Below are 19,460 nucleotides of genomic sequence, written 5' to 3'. Positions count from 1 at the left end.
GGCTTCCCGGCCGTAGAAGCCCGGCCGCGGGTCGTGCCGAGGCGCCGCGTAACGGCCGGGGCTTCCCGGCGTGGAGAATCCCGGCCGCGGGTCGTGCCAAGGCGCGGGTAACGGCCACTCGGGCGCTCCTTTGCACGGCTGAGACTACACTTTCGGCCGGTCGTCACACAGCAAAGGTCACGAAATGGTAACGATAAAAGCGCGCCCGGACGCCGCCATCGTCATGCCGCCGGAGGGCAACTGGCACAAGGGATTCGGCGGTATGCGACCTTGGCGGCAGGGGCGGCGAAAGCGTCCGAACCGCTGTCAAGTCGGCAGGTTTCGAGTTGATAACGGCTCTGATCTCGTTACGTTTGAAGGGATGGTTGAAGAACTAGCAGAAACCCAGACCAGACCGAGGATCGAAGCAAGCTTCCGTAAACCAACCCTGAACGACGGGCAGTCCCTGTGGCGCATGGCCAGGGATTCCCAGGTCTTGGACCTGAACTCGTCCTACTCCTACCTGCTGTGGACCCGCGACTTCGCCGAGACGTCGATCATCGCCACGGTGGACGGCGAGCCGGCCGGTTTCATCACCGGCTACATGCGCCCCGACGAACCGGGCACCTTGATGGTGTGGCAGGTGGCCGTGGACCGGCGGTTCCGCGGCCGCAGGCTGGCGGCGGACATGCTGGACCGTCTGGCCTGGCAAGTCCTGGCCGAGCGGGTGGAAACCACCATCACGGCGGACAACGAGGCCTCCGTCCGGCTGTTTGCCGGCTTTGCGTCGCGCCGGGAGGCGCCAATGGAACGCGAACCGCTCTTCACCGAAGAGCTGTACCCGGACGGGCACGACACCGAGTACCTGTTCCGGATCGGGCCGCTCAATTAAATCCCGCCGGCCCCGCGGCCGGCCAAGCACAACCTCCACCAACGCACATCCGCATGAAGCGACCTGCGGCTGCTGTGGCGCTGTCCCCTACCCGGGCCCGCCCGCTGCCGCACTGAGGAAGGAAGCGTATTCCATGACTGACATTTTCGAGACCCTCGAGTCCGAGGTCCGCGGCTACTGCCGCAGCTGGCCCGCCGTGTTCACCCGCGCCGAGGGCAGCACCATGACCGCCGAGGACGGGACCACCTACCGGGATTTCTTCTCCGGCGCCGGGGCGCTCAACTACGGCCACAACAACCCGAAGCTGCTGCAGCCGCTGCTGGAGTACCTGGCCAGCGGCGCCGTCGTGCACTCGCTGGACATGAAGACCCCGGCCAAGCGCACGTTCCTGGAGACCTTCCGGGAGGTCATCCTCGAGCCGCGGAACCTCGACTACAAGGTGATGTTCCCCGGCCCCACCGGCACCAACACCGTTGAGGCCGCCCTGAAGCTGGCCCGCAAGGTGACGGGCCGCCAGCACATCCTCTCCTTCACCAACGCGTTCCACGGCATGACGCTCGGTTCGTTGTCGGTGACCGGAAACTCGATGAAGCGCCGGGGCGCGGGCATCCCGCTGACCAACAGCTCCAAAATCCCCTACGACGACTACTTCTCCGGCGAAACCGCAGACTTCCTGTGGCTGGAGCGCGTGCTGGAGGACAGCGGCTCGGGCGTGGACAAGCCGGCGGGCATCATCGTGGAGACCGTCCAGGGCGAAGGCGGCCTCAACGCCGCCCGCGCCGGCTGGCTGCGCGGCCTGGCCGACCTGTGCAAGAAGCACGAGATCCTGCTGATCGTCGACGATGTACAGGCCGGCTGCGGCCGCACCGGAACGTTCTTCAGCTTCGAGGAAGCCGGCATTACCCCGGACATCGTCTGCCTGTCCAAGTCCATCTCCGGCTACGGCCTGCCGATGGCGCTGACCCTGTTCCGCCCGGAGCTGGACGTCTGGGGAGCCGGCGAGCACAACGGCACCTTCCGCGGGCACAACCCGGCGTTCGTGACGGCCACGGCGGCGCTGGAGACCTACTGGCGGACCGGCGAGTTCCAGAAACAGATCCAGGCCCGGGCCGTGCAGCTGCACGAGGGGCTGGAGCGGATCGCCGGTCTGGTGGAGGGCGCCAGCGTGCGCGGCCGCGGCCTGCTCGCCGGGGTGAAGTTCCCGGAGAACGAAACCGCCGGCAAGATCGCCGCCGAGGCCTACGACAACGGGCTGCTGGTGGAAACATCCGGCCCCGAGGGCGAAGTGGTGAAGCTGATGCCGGCCCTGACCATCAGCGCCGCCGAACTGGACCGCGGCCTGGACATCCTGATCGACGCGACCCGCGCCGTTACCGCGGTGCCGGAACTGGTCGGAGCCCTCTAGCCCCGCGCACCCCCAACGAAACTTCCTGACTTCCTATCCGAGGAGTACCGATGCTTGTTACCAACCTGAACGACCTGAACGACACCGACCGCGACGTTAAGTCCGAGACCTGGCGGAGCCGGCGCATGGTGCTGGCGGGAGAGGGCGTGGGCTTTTCCTTCCACGACACGGTGATCTACGCGGGCACCACCTCCACGTTCCACTACGCCAACCACATCGAGGCCGTCTACTGCGTCCAGGGCGAGGGCACGCTGACCAACGAGGTCACCGGCGAAGTCCACGACCTGCGCGACGGGACCATGTACCTGCTGGACGGGCACGAGAAGCACACCGTCCGCGCCACCACCGAACTGCGCATGGCCTGCGTGTTCAACCCGCCGGTCACCGGCCGGGAAGTCCACGACGAGAACGGCGTGTACCCGCTTATCGAGGCCGAGCCGGCTAACTGAGTCCGGCAGGTGCGCCCGGACTGCATCGGCACCCGGGGGGTCACCCCCGGCCGCCGGTAGCACCGGAATGCCGTCACTGAACTGACGGCAGACGACGACGGCGGTGGCCCGCCTTCCGCAGCAAACCTGCGGACGGTGGGCCACCGCTTTTGCATGCCCGAGGTGTTGCCGGAAGCCTGGTTCTAGCCGGCCGGTTGCGGGAGATCGTCGGGGAGATCGCCGTGGCGGGCGTGGCGGAAATCGGACACCGCCAGTCCTGCCGCCACCACCACAAAGCAGGCCGCCGCCACCCAGATGATCGGCGCGTAGCTCCACGCATCGGCGGCTAAACCACCTAGCGGGGCCCCAATAACGATCATCGCGCGGTTCATGGACCGTGTTGTGGTGTTCATTCGCGCTTGGAGCCGGTCCGGTGTGACGGCTTGCCGGTAGCCCATCTCGTTGGCGTTCTCGGCACCCATGGCGAGGCCGCACAGCAATTGTCCGACGGCGACGATGGAGATGGCCTGGCCGGGTTCGTCCATGAATGAGGCCGTCGCGATGATCGTCCAGGAGACAGCCATCGAAGCCCGGCAGGCGATCACCACGCGGCCGGCTCCCCAAGACAGGCCCCACCTGCTGGAGAATGACGCACCAATCAGGGCCCCTACTCCGGCGCAGGCCAGCACCGCACCGAATTCGAAGGGGCCGAGGCCCAGGCCAAGCAGCGCATAGGGAACGAAGACGGTCACCAGCACGCCGTTGGCAAGGAACCAGCCGTGTGTTGAAAGAGTCAGCGGCCCGAGCATCCGATGCCGGTAGGTGAAGCGCAGACCTTCGGCGATGTCGGCCCACAGGCTCTGCCTGCCAGTGGTGGCGGGTGGGGCCGGTTCGGGAGTCTTCAACAGACTCACCACAAGTGCCGAGTAGAGATAAGTCATCGAGTTCACCAGAACCGCCAGTGGGGGTCCCAGCAGAGCGACCAGTCCGCCGGCCAAGGCCGGTCCCGATGCCTGGGCCACGGATGCACTCTGGTCCAGCCGGGCGTTGGCCGGGAGCAGTGCATGTTGTGGAACCAACCGCGGCAGGAACGATTGCGATGCAGAGTCATTGAGCAGCGACAGTACGCCGAAGCCGGCCACGAAGGCGATCAGGACCGGCAACTCCAGACGGTCCAGCAACCAGAGCAGCGGAATGAGGCCCAGCAGCAGCCCGCGGCCCAGGTCCGTGCCGATGAGTACCGGCCGACGTCGGCCCCGTTCCATCAGCGCCCCGACCAGCAGGCCCAGCACGGCGTACGGCAGCCAGCGCGCGGCGTTAACCAGGCCCACTTCCACAGCCGTCCCGCCGAGCGTCAGGACCACCAGTACCTGCAGGGCCACCGTGGTGAAATACGCCCCGAACTCGGAGACGGTCTCGGCGGTCCACCACGCGAAGAAGCCGGGGAGCCGGAAGACGTCCTTGCCGCGGCCTTCGGGGGTCATTTAAACAGTCTGCCAGCGCCGCCGACGGGCTCGCCAAAGGACCCGCCGATCTCAGCTTCCGTCAGCCAGAATAGACAACGACGGCGGTGGCCCGCCTTCGGCTGGAATCCTGCGGAAGGTGGGCCACCGTCACGTCCGGTCGCTGCCGGAATCGAGTGTGCTCTCGCGCAGGATCAGCCTGGCGGAAAGCTTTGCCGGAATACCGGACTCCCCGAGCATTTTCCGGGACAGATGGCTGACCGCGGCCGCCGCGATGAGCTCCGGTTCCAGATCGATGGCGCTGATCGCGGGGCTGCTGTTGCGCGACTGTTCTGAATCCGAACCGGCGATCAGCTGGACCTGCCCGGGCACGGCGATGCCCCGCGCCGCCAGTTCCTCCAGGGCGCCGCGCGCGTGCCGCCCGGTCAGGCAGTAGACAGCGTCCGGCATTGCCTCGCCGGCGTCCAGCAGTTCCTGCATGGCGGCCCTGCCGCCGTCGACGCCGTCGGACTCCGGCCGGATGGCGATGCGTGGCTTCATCCCGTGACGCGCTGCCCAGCTGCGGTAGGCCGCCGTGGAGTCGAGGTTCCAGGCGTTGCGGTCCATGCCTGTGATGAGGCAGATGGAGCGTGCCCCGGATCGGTGGAACCTGGACAGCACTGCCTCCGTCTCTTCCGAGTCGTGGGAACCGACCCAATCGAGAAAGTCGGGCCGTGCAGGATCGCGTCCAATGGTGACGAAAGGAGCGGCCAGCCCCATTAACAGGTCGATGACCGGATCCTCCTCGAGCGGATCGTCAATGATGTAGCCGTCCAGCGACAAGGCGAGCGGGGAGCGCGGCAACCGCGTCAGGTCCCGGACGAGCATGACGCTCAGCCCGCGCTCCAGGCACTCCACGGCAACGGCCCCGGAGAGCCTGGTGAAGTAGTCCACGCCGTGCGGGCGATACGTTCCGAGCGAATCCAGCGGCCGGAGCATGAGTCCAATGACCCCGATCGGGCTGTTGCGCAGTCCCCGCGCCATCGGATCGGGCTGGTACCCCAGCCTTTCGGCCGTCTGCCGCACGCGCTCGCGGGTTTCGGCCGACAGCGTGCCCTTGTTGTTCAGGCTGTGTGAGACGGCGGTGATGGACACGCCGGCTTCCTGGGCCACATCGTGGATGGTGACTCGCCGGCGCATCGTCCGCCCTCCGTGATTGAAGTCATAACGGTTGCATAACAGAACAACTAAAACGTTATATAAAAGGTTTTATCCCCGTAGCTTACTGGAATACGCAGAGCAAGCGTCCCATCGGAACCACACACTGTGAAGCAAAGGGGATTGCAGGATGAAGAAAGTCACGCTGGCCACGTCGGTGGCCCTCGCGATGCTGCTGACCGCGTGCAGCAACGGCGGCGGCGGAGCGGCCGCGCCGGATGCGGAGGCAGGCAGCGGCCTGGGGGAACTGCAGACCACCACCGAACCGGCGGCGGGCGAACTGGATACCGTCACCTGGAACCTGCCGTTCGGCGAACCGGCGTCACTGGATCCAATCAAGGCCTTCAACTACCCGGAAAACACCGTCGTGGCCAACCTGTGCGAAGGCCTGATGGTGATGGAACCGGACTACACAATTGCACCCAACCTTGCCGAATCGTTCGAGAACGTCGACGGCAAGACGTACATCTACCAGCTGCGGGATGACGTGACCTTCTGGGACGGCACGCGGATGACCGCCCAGGACGTGGTCTTCAGCCTGAACCGGCACCTGGATCCTGACGAGGGCAGCTACTGGGCCAGCGACGCGGTCAGCGGCAACGTCGAATCGATCAAGGCCACGGGCGAGTACGAAGTGACCGTGAGCCTGAGCTCTCCGGACGTCACGTTCAACTCTTACATGGCCACACCGCTGGGCGTCATCGTGCAGGAGGCACAGCGCAAAGAGGCAGGCGAAGCGTTCGGCACGCCGCAGGAGGGCGTGATGTGTACCGGGCCCTTCTCGGTTGACCAGTGGAACAGCGGCCAGAGCATCTCCCTGGCCAAGAACGATGCTTACTGGAACAGCGACCGCATGCCCAAGGTGCAGAACCTCGACATCCAGTTCATCGTCGACCCCGCGGCCATCACCAACGCGCTAGCGTCCGGAGCAGTGGACGGGTCCTACGACGTCCCGCTCAGCGCGGTACCGCAACTTCAGTCTGCGACCAACGGCGAGCTGATTCTCGGCAAGTCCCTGCAGCTCTCGGCCATCATCGCCACAGGCGACGGCCCGCTGGGCGATCCTGCTGTGCGGAAGGCACTGTGGACCGCCGCGAACACATCGGCGTTGGCGGAGACGGTGTACGAGGGCACGGCCATGCCGTCCCGGTCCCTGATTCCCGACGGCGGCTGGTCTTACGGCGACGACGTCTTCAGCGCAGCGCGCGAAAAACTGCCGCCGGTTGAAGCGAACGTCGAGGAGGCCAAGAAAATCCTCGCGGAGGCAGAAGCCGACCTGAGCGAGCCGATCACCATCGTGTACCCGAGCGAACGGTCCTTCTACGCGGACATCATTTCCGAATTGGCGCGTGCCGGCCAGGAAATCGGGCTGACGGTCAAGCCCCAGGGCGTGCCGAGCGCACAATTCGGCGCCTTCTTCTCGGATCCCGAGGCCCGTGCCGGGCACGGCGCCTTCGTCACCACCAATTACATGGACGTTCCGGATCCCCTGGTGTTCCTGCGCACCATTGTGAAGGAAGGCGGGTCGCAGAACTTCTCCGACTACAGCAACCCGGAGATTGAGAAACTCATCGCCGAGGCGGAGGTTCTGACCGACGACACGGAGCGTGCCGCGAAGGTCGCCGAAATCGAGGCGTTGGCCATGGCCGACCTGCCCTGGCTGCCCATCGTCGATCCGGCAGGACGGCTCTTCCTGAATGAGCGGGTGACGGGCGTACCGGCGTCCTTCGTCTATCTCTACTACCCCTGGGGTGCGGACCTGGGCGCCGCGGAGTAACGAAAAAGCCGTCATGATCTATATCGTCAAAAGGCTCTTGGCACTGGGAACGATCCTGTTGGCCTCCAGCTTTGCGGTCTTTGGCGGACTGTACCTTGCACCAGGAAGCCCCGAGCAGTTCCTGGTGCAAGGCCGGACCGTGACGCCGGAGGTACTGGCATCCATCAGGGCGCAGTACTCCCTGGACGACCCGTTTCTGGTCCGCTACTTCAACTGGCTGTGGGGTGTTGTCCAGGGGGACTTCGGCCAGTCGCTGGCCAACCGCCAGGAAGTCGCCGATCTCATCGCGGGCCGCTTGCCCACCACACTGTCCCTCACCCTCTACGCCGCGCTGATCATCGTGATTGGCGGCATCGGACTCGGTTGCCTGGCCGGACTTCGGCCGGGCTGGCTGGAGAACGTGGTGCTTTTCGGATCGAATCTCGGCTTTGCCGTACCGACATTCTTCGCGGCACTGCTGCTGATGAGTGTCTTCGGGGTCATGCTCGGCTGGTTTCCGGTCTTCGGCTCCGGCGAGGGCCTGGCCGGCAGGCTCCATCACCTGACCCTGCCGGCGTTGGCGTTGGCGCTTCCCTCGCTGGCGGTGGTCGCGCGCATTACCCGCACCGCGGTTAAGGAAGAGCGCGAGTCCGAGCACGCCCAGACGGCGCGGTCCCGGGGAGTGCTGGAACGGATCGTCATACGGCGCCACGTCCTGCGCAATTCGATGCTTCCCGTATCAACGGTTTCCGGCGTCCACGTCGCCGCCTTGCTGGCCGGCGCCTTCGTGGTCGAGTACGCGTTCACACTCGACGGCATCGGCGCACTGCTGGTGGCGGCCGTGCAGCAGAAGGACTTCGCGGTGGTGCAGGCAGTGTCGTTGATCATGGTCGTGGCCTTCGGCCTCATCAACCTGGCCGTCGACTTGCTCTATGTCGTGATCGATCCGAGGGTGCGTTTGGGGGCGGCGTCATGAGCACGCTGGAAGAAACCGGACGCTCCGGGGCACTGAAGCGGAGCCCGTCACGGAAGAGCCGGTTGAAGCCGGATGTCCTGACGGCCATCTGCCTGGGCTGGGTGGTGCTGATTGGACTGTTCGCCCTGATCGGGCCGGCCCTCACACCGTTCGATCCGACGGCCGGCAACGTCGTGGAGCGCTATCTTCCTCCCGGGACCGAGCATTGGCTCGGAACGGACCAGGCCGGACGGGATCTGTTCTCCCGGCTCGCCACCGGCGCCCGCTCCAGCATTCTCGCCGCCCTCGCCGTCGCCGTGCTCACCGCCGTGATGGGCGGCACCCTTGCCCTGGTCGCCGTCTGGTTCGGCGGCTGGGTGGACAACCTCATCAGCAGGGTCCTGGATTTTCTGTTCGCGTTTCCAAACCTGCTGCTGGCCGTGCTGGCGGTGGCGGTGTTCGGCGCGAGAGTGGAGACCGCCGTGATTGCCCTGGCGATCGGCTTCACCCCGTATACCGCCCGGGTGATCCGCAGCGTGGCCCTGCGCGAGCGGAATCTGCCGTATGTGAAATCGGCGGAGCTGCAGGGTATCTCCGGGTTTTCCATCACCGTGCGGCACCTGCTGCCGAACGTGAAACAGCAGGTCATGACGGGAATGAGCATCAACTTCGGCTACGGCATGATCGACCTCGCCGCCCTGTCCTACCTCGGCTTTGGCGTGCAACCGCCCGACGCGGACTGGGGCCTCATGGTTTCCTCCGGCCAGTCCTCACTTCTGGCCGGCTACCCGCAAGAGAGCCTCTACGCAGGCCTGCTCATTGTGCTGACCGTTGCCGCGCTGGGATTCCTGGGCGAAAAGCTCGGCGGGCGCCGGGCAGCAGGGAGGATCTAATGCTCGAACTGTCGAACGTCACCGTGAAGATCGGGCCGGAGCACCGCCGGACGACGCTGCTGTCCGATATCAACATCGTGGTGGAGAAGGGCGAGTCCGTCGGCCTGGTGGGGGAGTCCGGCTCTGGAAAATCGATGACCATGCGGACGATCCTCCAGACCCTGCCGCCGCGGACGGACATTGCCGGCAGGGTCCTCTACAAGGGGGAGGACACGCTGGCGTACTCCGGCGAGCGGCTCCGCGCCTTCCGGGCCGGTGCCGTCTCGATGATCTCCCAGAATCCGCAGGCCGCCCTGAATCCGGTGCTGCCGGTCAGCAAATTCCTGGTGGAAGGCATCCAAGCCGCCAGGCCTGCAGCGACCGCCCAGGAAGCCCTGCGGCTTTCCGGGGACGTGCTCGAGCAGGTGGGCATCCACAACGTCGCCCGCTGCCTGCGTTCCTACCCGCACCAGCTCTCCGGCGGCATGCTCCAGCGGGTCGTCATTGCCGGCGCGGTGGCCAGGGGCACCGAGCTGCTGCTGGCGGACGAACCGACCACGGCGCTCGATGTCACGACGCAGTCCGACGTCATGGCCATCCTGGACGAGGCTCGGACCGAGGCAGGCATGGCGATGATCTTCGTGACCCACGACCTGGACCTGGCCGCGGCGGCGTGCGACCGTATCGCCGTCATGTCGGGCGGCCGGATCGTCGAATCCGGCCCCGCAGACCGGGTGCTGAACCGGCCGGAACACGAATACACCCGGAAGCTGGTCGCGGCCAAGCCCAGCCTGGATCACCGCATCGACGCCGGGACAGGCGACGACCCCCAAACGCAGGCCGGACCTCGTGCCGGGACAAACGTGCCCGGTCCACCAAGCCGCGAGGCATCCCGAGAGGTGAAGCAATGACCGGCGTGCAGACGCAGCCCACGGCCCCCGCCGTCGTCATAAGCAAACTCAACAAGAAGTTCACCGTTGGTTCCGGCCGTAACCGCACGCACGTCCACGCCGTCAAAGACGCGTCCCTGGCCATCGAGCGCGGACACTGCCTGGCCGTGGTGGGGGAATCGGGTTCGGGAAAGAGCACGTTGGCCAGGATGCTCGTGGGGCTGGAAACCCCGGACAGCGGGTCCGTCTTCCTCAACGGCAAACCGGTCAGCCCGCGGACCAGCCGCCGAATCCGGCGGGAACGGTCAAAGGACGTCCAAATGGTCTTCCAAGACCCGCAGGGGTCGTTGAACCGCCGGCTGCCGGTCTCCGAGGCGGTTGCCGAGGTGTTGAAGGCCCACACCTCCCTGGACCCGGCAGCACGACGCAGGCGCTGCCTCGAGTTGTTCCGGGAAGTCGGATTGACCGAAACCCACATGTCCGCGCTCCCGGACGAACTCTCCGGCGGGCAGAAGCAGCGCGTGGCCATAGCGCGGGCGCTGGCGGCATCGCCGGGGGTCATCGTGCTCGACGAGGCCGTCTCCGCGCTGGACGTCACCGTCCAGGCGCAAATCCTGCGGATGCTCGAACAGCTGCGGCGGGAAAAACAGCTGACCTATCTCTTCATCACGCATGACCTGGCGGTGGCACGCCAGATAGCCCACTCCATCGTGGTGATGCGCCGCGGGGTCATCGTCGAAGCCGGCACTGCCGACCAGATCCTCGACAGCCCGGCACACCCGTACACCCGACGGTTGATCGACAGCGCGCCGCGGCCCGGCTGGAAGCCGCGGCGCCGCGACAGCGCGACATTGGATGAGGAGCACGACATTGACTGACCCCGCAGGCACGATCCCGCAGGTGCTGACGCTTCGAGGCGGGGACCCCCGCCAGCTGGGCGTGCAGCGCGGCACCGAAGGACGCAGCGGTATCGCCGGCTGCTGGGACGTTTACCGCCAACTGTTCGAGGCCCACGGCATCAGCGAAACCGTCGTGGAGCGGGAAGCCACCCGCAGCCTGGCCGCCACTGAAGCCTGGGCGACGCACCTCGCGGCCGAGATCCGCGGCACCGCGGAGGGAGCGGGCCTGCCCGTCTGGAAGGTCAGCGCCCTTAATGCCCGGACCGAAATCCTGTCCCTCTCGGAACGGGCCCGGCCGGGGGAGTGTTCTACCGTCGTCAGCGCCGGAGCCCGGCCTTTCTCCTTGCAGACCTGGGACTGGCACGAAGAACTCGCCGCCGCCTGGCACTTGCAGTCGGTTGAAACCAGCCAGGGCCGGTTCGTGGGACTGACGGAGTACGGAATCCTCGCCAAGATCGGCCTGAACGACGCCGGCGTCGGCGTGCACCTGAACGTGCTGGGTCACAGGCAGGACAGTCCGGGGGCGGTGCCCGTCCACATCGCAGCCGCGCAGGTACTGCACGCGGCAGCTTCGCTGGACGAGGCCGTGGACATACTCCTCGACGCACCGGTCAAGACTTCCAGCGCCATCACCGTGGTCACCAGGGCCGGCGCAGCAATCGTGGAGCTCAGCCCCGAGGGGGCCGAGGTGATCAAGCCGACCGGCGGTCACCTGCTGCACACCAACCATTTCCTGGCCCCAAGGCTGGCGAAGGGGGAGAAGACCGAGCTGTACCAGCCGGACTCCCAGCAGCGGATCGACTTGCTGGACAGGCGGGTCAGCGCTGCGTTCCAGCCCCGTCAGCCGCAGGATCTCGTGCCCTACCTGTGCTCGGTTCCCGGTGACGGGGCCGAACTGTGCTGCGTGCCGACCCCGGGTGCCGGCCTGGGCTCCCGCTGGGCGACCCTGGCAACCGTGGGCATTGACCCGGCGGCCGGCACCCTGCTCGCGTCACCGGGCGCGCCCACCGACGTGACGACGAACAGCTGGTTCCGCCTGAGTCCCGAGCCTGCCGGCAGCAACAGCCAAGACACCCCCAAGGGAGCATGATGCGGATTCTGTGTATTGGAGCAGGCGGAGTGGGCGGCGCCGCCGCAGGCATTGCCGCCCGGCGGGAATTCTTTGAGGCCTTCGTTTTGGCGGACTACGACCCGGCACGGGCCCGCGCCGTAGTCGAGGCGCTGCCGGAGGGCCGGCGCGGACGGTTCAGCGCGATTGCCCTGGACGCGTCAAGCAGGGAGGCCGTTGCCGGTGCCATCAGGGACCACGGCATCACCCACGTGCTCAACGCCGTTGACCCCCGTTTCGTCATGCCGGTCTTCGAGGGTGCCGCGGACGCCGGAGCCACCTATCTGGACATGGCAATGTCACTGTCCACGCCGCACCCGGAACGACCCTATGAGCTCACCGGCGTCAAGCTGGGGGACCAGCAGTTCGAGCGGGCCGCTGAGTGGGAGGAAGCCGGGCGGCTGGCTCTGGTCGGGATAGGCGTGGAACCGGGACTCTCCGACGTCCTGGCCCGGTACGCCCAGGACTACCTGTTCTCCGTCATCGACGAGATCGGCGTCCGCGACGGCGCCAACCTGAAGGTCGAGGGATACGATTTCGCGCCGTCCTTCTCCATTTGGACCACCATCGAGGAATGCCTCAACCCGCCGGTGATCTATTCCGCCGAGACCGGTTGGAGCACCACAGAGCCCTTCAGCGACCCCGAAGTCTTCGATTTTCCCGAAGGCATCGGCCCCGTGGAGTGCGTCAACGTGGAACACGAGGAAGTCCTGCTGATGCCCCGGTGGCTGGATGCCGGCAAGGTCAATTTCAAGTACGGGCTGGGCGATGAATTCATCGAGGTGCTCAAGGTCCTGCACAAGCTGGGCCTCGATTCCACCACGCCGGTCAACGTCAAGGGAACATCCGTGAGCCCGCGGGACGTCGTGGCCGCCTGCCTGCCGGATCCGGCCACGCTCGGGCCCAGGATCACCGGCAAGACATGCGCAGGCGTCCTGGTGACAGGCAAGGACAAGGACGGCGCCCCGCGGCGGACCTACCTTTACCATGTCGCCGACAACGCCGACACCATGGCCGAATACGGCAGCCAGTGCGTGGTGTGGCAGACGGCGCTGAACCCGATCATCGCCCTGGAACTCCTGGCCTCGGGCGTCTGGAGCGGAGCCGGCGTCCTGGGCCCGGAGGCGTTCGACGCCAAACCCTTCCTGGACCTGATGTCGGCGCCCGCACCCGAGGGCTACGGTTCCCCGTGGGGGATGCGGGAGGAAGCGGTATAGGAGTTCTACATGCCGGCCGCAGGTGAATCCGTTAGAGACGGGGAATTACCCGCCCGGTTTGGGACAAGTCCATGGGCAACGTCCGTGATCCGCGGCGGCGTGCATGCATCGGCGAGAGGGATGGCAGAATGCAGTAACGGCAGCAGTCAAAGGGGACGGGGCATACCGTATGGCAACAAACTCACGGACCGAGCCAAAGCGGAGCGTGCTCAAGGAAAAGTCGGCCATGTGGACTGCAATCCTGATCTGGGTCTCCGCTGCGGCGGCGCTCGTGTTGCTGTTCGCCCAGGCGCAGGAAGAATCCCTCCTGCGATGGATAGTGTGGCCTTTGCTGGCAGCTTCGTTCGCCTACATTTTCCTGTGGATTCCACGCCTTGCCTATGATGACGACTCCGTTCTCATCACCAATAGCTTTCGGTCCCACGCCATTCCCTTTGCCGTCGTTGATGACGTCAGCGTACGCAGTGCCGTGAGGATCAGGACCGGGGCCAAGACCTACACAAGCTGGGGTGCACCCTTTCCTCAAAATGCGCGGGCCGCCGGCAACCAGCACAGTGCGTCAGTGGGACCGGCCACGATAACCCCATGGGACCGAACTACCTCTTCGGGTCAACGGCAGGGGCTGGAGCAGCATCCGCTCGTCCGCCTGTGGACAAGATCCAGGTCCAGCCTCCCGAATTCCGAACCGCCACCGGGACCCGCAGTCGTCACCAGTTGGAACAAATCGGCCGTTGCGATGGCTGTCCTGTGCGTCCTCTTGATCTGCGGACAGCAGGCCGCGCTCTTGGCGCTCTACAGCTGAGAGCAGTACTTACCACCCTGTCCACCCCGTCACGATTCCGCCTCTCACCGTCATTCAGCTCGATCACAGTGGCAGAATGCATTAACTGCTGCCGATCGAAGGGGACCGCGTGGCCATCAAGGACAAACTGGCAGGCGCACGGCGCAAGCTGAAACGGATTGCCGCGCGCGCGGGGCAGTTTCGCGTGCGCGAGAGTGACTCCGGGCCGACGGCCAGTGCGCAGACCGCGCGGGTGGCCGTGGTGATCCCGGTATTCAACGCGTTGCCCTACCTGAGGGAGCTGCTGGAATCGCTGGTTGCACAGGACCTGGACTCGGCGCTCTTCGAGGTGATCGCCGTGGACGACGGCTCCACCGACGGCGGAGGCAAGCTGCTGGACGAGTACGCCGCGCGGCATCCGAACTGGCGGGTCATCCATCAACAGAACAGCGGCTGGCCGGGAAAGCCCCGCAACGTAGGGATCGCCGCCAGCAGTTCCGATTACGTCTTCTTCTGCGATGCGGACGACAAGCTGGGGCCCGAAGCACTGCGCCGGATGGTCGACTTTGCCGACAAGTACCAGGTCGACGTGCTGGCCCCGCGCATGGTCGGAATCGGCGGCCGACGCGTGCAGTCTTCGCTCTTCACCGAGACCGTGCCGGACGTGCCCGTGCGCAAAATCCTGGGCACGCTCTCACCGCAAAAGCTGATCCGGCGTGAGCTGCTGGACACACACGGCATCCGCTTCCCGGAGGGCAAAGTCCGGTTGGAAGACGGCATGATGCTCACCCGCTGCTACCTGGCCTCCCGGAGGAACGCGATCGCGGCCGACTACGACTATTACTTCATCCGCACCCGCGACGACGGAACCAACATCAGCTCCGAGCGCGCCATCCCGGAGGGGTACACCGGATCCGTCGCCGAAATCGCGCGGATCATCCGGGAGAACCATCCGGACCCTGAACATGCTGAGCTGCTGGTGCTGGACCTGTACCGGCGCAAACTCCTTCGCTTCTACGTGCCCGACCGCTACCGGTCGATGGCGCCGGGCACGCGGCAGCGGTGGGTGGCGGCCCATGCCGCCTTCGTGGACCAACACATTCCGGAACGGCTGGAGGAGCAGCTGTCATTTCCTTACCGGCAGCGCTCGCAGCTGGTCCGGGCACGGGATGCGGAAGGCCTGCTCAAGCTGGCCGCCACCGAGGAAGCGCTGAAACCGACGCCGCGGGCCCTGCAGCCCCGGCTCGACGGGGAGTCCGTGTCGTTCGGGTTGGTGTTCGAACCGGCGGCGGAGTACGAATCGGTCCGGCTCGTGGCACGCGCCCGCGGGACAGACGCCGAGCTCGGCTTTGACGTCAGGGACGACGGCGGCGGCTACCGTGCCGTCCTGCCCCGGAGCGAACTGGCCGGCCTGGGCCCGGTGCTGGTGGACCTGTTCGTGCAGCTCCGGTTGGACGGCATAACCGGTCCGGCCCGCAGGATCCTGGCACCGGAGAAGGGGTTGCCGCACATTGCCGCAGGCCTGCGCGCCTACGCCACGGTGCATGGAAACCTCAGCTTGGACCAGCGCAAACAGCCCGCGGCGTAGGGCGCGGGCCTAGCGGAGGTGCCGGGGCGGCCCGGACCTCAGGCCGCGATTTCCCGGGCCGTTGCCTCCAGGACTGCCCGGAACGCCAGGATGGCCGGTCGGTTGGCAGAGCCGCGGCGGACCGAGGTGAAGACCGTGCGCCGCGGCAGGCCCGGCAGGTCCAGCAGCAGGCAGGTGGTGTCCCGGCCGGTCCAGACCAGGTCCGGCATGAACGCCACCGCGTTGCCGGATTCAATCAGCCGGATCTGCGCCTGCAGGTCGGCCGTCTCATACCGCACATCCGGCTCGAATCCGGCCTGGCGGCACGCCTGTTCCGCCCAATGCCGGGAAGCTGCGCCATGCGGTTCCATCACCCACGGCAGCCTCCGGGCGTCGTCGACCGAGGTGACGGCGGTTCCGGCCACGGCGGCGGGCGGTACCGCGAGCCGGATAGCGTCGCTGGTCAGTTTCTGGCGGTCAAGCTCCGGATGGTGCGGCGCCGCGTGGCCGGGGTACTGCTCGGCGATGACCAGGTCGAAGTCGCGCGCCCAGGTCTCGTACAGCGCCGTCTCTGGTTCACGCTGGACCATCTCGATCCGCACGTCCGGGTGCCGCTGCCGCATGGCGGTGAGGGCCTCCGGCAGCAGGGCCAGCGCCGCCGATTGGAACGCCGCCAGCCGGACGGGTCCGGTCACCGCGGTCAGCGACGCCGCCAAGTCCGTTTCGGCCTGCTCGAGGGTGGACAGCAGCGACTCGGTGTGCACCACGAGGATCTCGGCCTGCGGCGTGAGCTGCACCCGGCGTCCGGCCTTTCGCAGCAGCGCCACCCCGGCCTCCTTTTCCAGCAAGGCCAGCTGCTGGGAAACGGATGACGGGCTCAGGCTCAGCGCGGCGGCCGCCTCCGCCAAGGTGCCGCGGACTTTGACCTCGCGCAACAAGCGCAGTCTCCGGACATCCAGCACGGCAACTCCATTCATCAGTAAAACCAATGATTATCGGTCGGAAAAGATCGCTTTTGCTTCACGAAGTCTAGTTCCATACTGGTCTGAGGGAACATTGCAATTTCGTTGAAGGGACAGATGCTGCCGTGAACGATGCCCTGAAGGAGGCTCCGGTGCAGACCACTAACCTGCCCGATGAGCAGATGGCCGACCTCGCCGCCGACTCCATCAAACTGGTCCGCCACTGGCTGACCGAGGCCGAGAAAGTCCCCGCCGACGCCTCCGCCCGCCAGCTGGCCGGCGTCCTGAATGATCCGAACGGGCTGGATTTCACCGTGGGATTCGTCGACGGTGTGATCCGCCCCGAGGACCTGCGCGTTGCCGCCCGCAACCTGGCCGCACTGGCACCGAAGGTTCCGGCCTTCCTGCCCTGGTACATGCGGGCCGCGGTGCGCGTGGGAGGCACCATGGCCCCGGTCCTCCCGCACGTGGTCATTCCGGCGGCCCGGCGGGTGCTGCGCGAAATGGTGGGCCACCTGATCGTGGACGCGACCGATGCCAAGCTGGGCCCGGCCATCGCCAGGATCCGCCGGGAAGACGTCCGGCTGAACATCAACCTGTTGGGCGAGGCCGTCCTAGGCAGCCGCGAGGCGGAACGCCGGCTCGAAGGCACCAAACGCCTGCTGGCCCGCGACGACGTCGACTACGTTTCCATCAAGGTCTCCTCTACCGTGGCACCGCACTCGCACTGGGCCTTCGACGAGGCGGTGGAGCACGTCGTCGAAAGCCTGACGCCGCTGTACCGGCAGGCCGCGAGGTCCCCGAAGCCTAAGTTCATCAACCTGGACATGGAGGAGTACAAGGACCTGGAGATGACCATGGCGGTCTTCACCAGGATCCTGGACAAGCCGGAGTTCGAACAGCTGGAGGCCGGCATTGTGCTGCAGGCCTATCTGCCGGACGCGCTGAAGGCCATGATCCGGCTGCAGGAGTGGGCCGCGGCCCGCCGTGCCCGCGGCGGCGCCGCGATCAAGGTGCGCGTGGTCAAGGGAGCCAACCTGCCCATGGAACAGGTGGAGGCGTCGCTGCACGGCTGGCCGCTGGCCACCTGGGGAACCAAGCAGGACTCGGACACCAACTACAAGCGCGTGATCAACTACGCCCTGCACCCGGACCGGATCGGCAACGTGCGGATCGGCGTCGCCGGTCACAACCTGTTCGACGTCGCCTTCGCCTGGCTGCTGGCCAAGCAGCGCGGCATCGCACACCTGGCGGGGGCCATCGACTTCGAGATGCTGCTGGGCATGGCCCAGGGCCAGGCCGAGGCGGTGAAGAAGGACGTCGGGTCGCTGCTGCTCTACACCCCGGTGGTCCACCCCGGCGAGTTCGACGTGGCCATCGCCTACCTGATCCGCCGGCTCGAAGAGGGCGCCAGCAGCGAGAACTTCATGTCCGCAGTCTTCGAGCTGAGCAAGAACGAGCACCTCTTCGAGCGCGAGAAGCAGCGCTTCCTCGCCTCGCTCGATAACCTCGACGACGACGTCCCGGAACCGAACCGGCAGCAAGACCGCACCAAGCCCGAACCGGCCCGGCCCGTCGATTCCTTCGACAACATCCCGGACACCGATCCGTCCCTGCCCGCCAACCTGGCCTGGGGCCGGGAGATCCTGTCCCGCGTCCCCGGTTCAAGGCTTGGCATCGATACCGTTGCCGGCGCCGAGGTCAAGGATGAAGCGCAGCTGGAGCAGGTGATCGCCACGGCCGTCGAGCAGTCCAAGAGCTGGGGCGCGATGAGCGGCGCCGAACGAGCCGAGGTGCTGCACAAGGCCGGCGACAAACTGAATGCCCACCGCGCCCGGCTGCTGGAGGTCATGGCCGCCGAGGCCGGCAAGACCCTTGACCAGGGCGACCCGGAAGTATCCGAGGCCGCCGACTTCGCGCACTTCTACGCCGAGCTGGCGCGCATGCTGGACACGGTGGACGGCGCCGAATTCGTTCCGTCCAGGCTGACCGTTGTCACCCCGCCGTGGAACTTCCCGACGGCGATCCCCGCCGGAGGCGCCCTTGCGGCGCTGGCCGCGGGCTCCGCCGTCGTGATCAAGCCTGCCAAGCAGGCGGCGCGGACCGGCGCCGTGATGGTGGAAGCGCTGTGGGAGGCGTTCGACGAAGCCGGGGTGCCGCGCGATGTGCTGCAGCTGGTGCAGCTGGGCGAGCGCGAACTGGGCCGGCAGCTGATCTCGCACCCGGAGGTGGACCGCGTGATCCTCACCGGCGCCTACGAGACCGCCGAGCTGTTCCGCTCCTTCCGCCCGGACCTGCCGCTGCTGGCCGAGACCTCGGGCAAGAACGCCATCATCGTCACGCCCAGCGCCGACTTCGACCTGGCCGCCAGGGACGTCGCCTACTCCGCGTTCGGCCATGCCGGGCAGAAGTGCTCCGCGGCCTCGCTGGTGATCCTGGTGGGATCCGCCGCCACGTCGCCGCGCTTCCGCAACCAGTTGGTGGACGCGGTCACCTCTATGAAGGTGGGCTATCCGCAGGATCCGGCCACCCAGATGGGCCCGGTCATCGCCCCGGCCGACGGCAAGCTGCTGGACGGGCTGACCACGCTGGGCGCCGGCGAGAGCTGGCTCATCCGGCCCGAACGGCTGGACGAGACCGGCAAGCTCTGGAGCCCGGGCGTGCGCACCGGGGTGAAGCGCGGCTCGCGCTACCACCTGACCGAGTTCTTCGGCCCGATCCTCGGGGTAATGACCGCCGAAACGCTCGAAGAGGCTGTCGCCATCACCAACGACATCGAGTACGGCCTGACCTCGGGCCTGCATTCACTGGATCGGGACGAGCTGGATTACTGGCTGCAGAACATCCAGGCCGGCAACCTCTACGTGAACCGGGGCATCACCGGCGCCATCGTGCGGCGCCAGCCCTTCGGCGGCTGGAAGAAGTCCTCGGTGGGAGCCGGAACCAAGGCCGGCGGACCGAACTACCTGATCGGGCTCGGCGACTGGGAGACCGCCCCGTCGACGGCCACCGCCGAGATCACGGGAGCGGCCGCGAAGCTGTTGGAGGCGGCCCGGCGCGCGAACCAGGCGCTGCCCGCGGACGAGCTC

At 66.7% G+C, this 19,460-nt stretch carries 16 protein-coding genes; 13 read left to right on the top strand and 3 right to left on the bottom strand.

Features of this window, described 5'->3' with window-relative positions; all coding sequences use genetic code 11:
• Nucleotides 1–361: 361 nt before the first annotated feature.
• The 3 genes from ectA to AC5RUJ_RS02460 all read left to right on the top strand — a co-directional run bounded on the left by ectA (nucleotide 362) and on the right by AC5RUJ_RS02460 (nucleotide 2,725).
• On the top strand, nucleotides 362–871 hold the full coding sequence (gene ectA, locus AC5RUJ_RS02470) for a diaminobutyrate acetyltransferase (protein ID WP_494023914.1): 510 nt from the start codon (nucleotides 362–364) through the stop codon (nucleotides 869–871).
• Nucleotides 872–1,004: 133 nt separating this feature from the next.
• Nucleotides 1,005–2,276: a diaminobutyrate--2-oxoglutarate transaminase gene (gene ectB, locus AC5RUJ_RS02465; RefSeq protein ID WP_494128710.1), complete on the top strand. Its 1,272-nt coding sequence runs from the start codon at nucleotides 1,005–1,007 to the stop codon at nucleotides 2,274–2,276.
• A 50-nt stretch (nucleotides 2,277–2,326) separates the two neighbouring features.
• The gene (locus AC5RUJ_RS02460; RefSeq protein ID WP_494023912.1) at nucleotides 2,327–2,725 is read left to right on the top strand and encodes an ectoine synthase; all 399 of its coding nucleotides are present in this window, start codon (nucleotides 2,327–2,329) and stop codon (nucleotides 2,723–2,725) included.
• Nucleotides 2,726–2,907: 182 nt separating this feature from the next.
• On the opposite strand, the gene AC5RUJ_RS02455 is transcribed toward AC5RUJ_RS02460, so the two are convergent.
• Nucleotides 2,908–4,188: an MFS transporter gene (locus tag AC5RUJ_RS02455; protein WP_494128709.1), complete on the bottom strand. Its 1,281-nt coding sequence runs from the start codon at nucleotides 4,186–4,188 to the stop codon at nucleotides 2,908–2,910.
• 129 nt (nucleotides 4,189–4,317) lie between these two features.
• Nucleotides 4,318–5,346, bottom strand: coding sequence for a LacI family DNA-binding transcriptional regulator (locus AC5RUJ_RS02450; protein ID WP_494128708.1), 1,029 nt, complete (start codon nucleotides 5,344–5,346; stop codon nucleotides 4,318–4,320).
• Nucleotides 5,347–5,494: 148 nt separating this feature from the next.
• On the opposite strand from AC5RUJ_RS02450, the gene AC5RUJ_RS02445 reads away from it, so the two are divergent.
• The 9 genes from AC5RUJ_RS02445 (at nucleotide 5,495) to AC5RUJ_RS02405 (ending at nucleotide 15,430) form a co-directional block, all read left to right on the top strand.
• Nucleotides 5,495–7,141, top strand: a complete 1,647-nt coding sequence (locus AC5RUJ_RS02445; RefSeq protein WP_494128707.1) for an ABC transporter substrate-binding protein — start codon at nucleotides 5,495–5,497, stop codon at nucleotides 7,139–7,141.
• A gap of 13 nt (nucleotides 7,142–7,154) precedes the next feature.
• A complete protein-coding gene (locus tag AC5RUJ_RS02440; protein WP_494001958.1) occupies nucleotides 7,155–8,096 on the top strand; it encodes an ABC transporter permease in 942 nt (313 codons plus the stop codon).
• Nucleotides 8,093–8,968: an ABC transporter permease gene (locus AC5RUJ_RS02435; RefSeq protein WP_494128706.1), complete on the top strand. Its 876-nt coding sequence runs from the start codon at nucleotides 8,093–8,095 to the stop codon at nucleotides 8,966–8,968. Before AC5RUJ_RS02440 ends, AC5RUJ_RS02435 begins: the two co-directional genes overlap by 4 nt.
• Nucleotides 8,968–9,858, top strand: a complete 891-nt coding sequence (locus AC5RUJ_RS02430) for an ABC transporter ATP-binding protein (protein WP_494128705.1) — start codon at nucleotides 8,968–8,970, stop codon at nucleotides 9,856–9,858. Before AC5RUJ_RS02435 ends, AC5RUJ_RS02430 begins: the two co-directional genes overlap by 1 nt.
• Nucleotides 9,855–10,715, top strand: coding sequence for an ABC transporter ATP-binding protein (locus AC5RUJ_RS02425; protein ID WP_494128704.1), 861 nt, complete (start codon nucleotides 9,855–9,857; stop codon nucleotides 10,713–10,715). Before AC5RUJ_RS02430 ends, AC5RUJ_RS02425 begins: the two co-directional genes overlap by 4 nt.
• Nucleotides 10,708–11,826 (top strand): C45 family autoproteolytic acyltransferase/hydrolase, encoded by a 1,119-nt coding sequence (locus tag AC5RUJ_RS02420; RefSeq protein WP_494128703.1) that lies wholly within the window; start codon nucleotides 10,708–10,710, stop codon nucleotides 11,824–11,826. The genes AC5RUJ_RS02425 and AC5RUJ_RS02420 overlap by 8 nt, the downstream gene beginning before the upstream one ends.
• A complete protein-coding gene (locus AC5RUJ_RS02415) occupies nucleotides 11,826–13,061 on the top strand; it encodes a saccharopine dehydrogenase family protein (protein WP_494128714.1) in 1,236 nt (411 codons plus the stop codon). The genes AC5RUJ_RS02420 and AC5RUJ_RS02415 overlap by 1 nt, the downstream gene beginning before the upstream one ends.
• A 226-nt stretch (nucleotides 13,062–13,287) precedes the next feature.
• Nucleotides 13,288–13,863 carry a hypothetical protein gene (locus AC5RUJ_RS02410; RefSeq protein ID WP_494155580.1) on the top strand — a complete coding sequence of 192 codons (576 nt, stop codon included), beginning with the start codon at nucleotides 13,288–13,290 and terminating at the stop codon, nucleotides 13,861–13,863.
• Between the two features lie 109 nt (nucleotides 13,864–13,972).
• Nucleotides 13,973–15,430, top strand: a complete 1,458-nt coding sequence (locus AC5RUJ_RS02405; RefSeq protein WP_494128701.1) for a glycosyltransferase family 2 protein — start codon at nucleotides 13,973–13,975, stop codon at nucleotides 15,428–15,430.
• A gap of 38 nt (nucleotides 15,431–15,468) precedes the next feature.
• Here AC5RUJ_RS02405 and AC5RUJ_RS02400 read toward each other — a convergent pair whose 3' ends face one another.
• A complete protein-coding gene (locus tag AC5RUJ_RS02400; protein WP_494128713.1) occupies nucleotides 15,469–16,371 on the bottom strand; it encodes a LysR family transcriptional regulator in 903 nt (300 codons plus the stop codon).
• A gap of 182 nt (nucleotides 16,372–16,553) precedes the next feature.
• Here AC5RUJ_RS02400 and AC5RUJ_RS02395 point away from each other — a divergent pair.
• Nucleotides 16,554–19,460: bifunctional proline dehydrogenase/L-glutamate gamma-semialdehyde dehydrogenase (locus tag AC5RUJ_RS02395; protein ID WP_494155581.1), on the top strand; the 2,907-nt coding region annotated here is incomplete at its 3' end.

The sequence above is a fragment of the Arthrobacter sp. Y3223164 genome, assembly GCF_059091005.1.
This window is presented reverse-complemented; position numbering and strand designations above follow the sequence as displayed.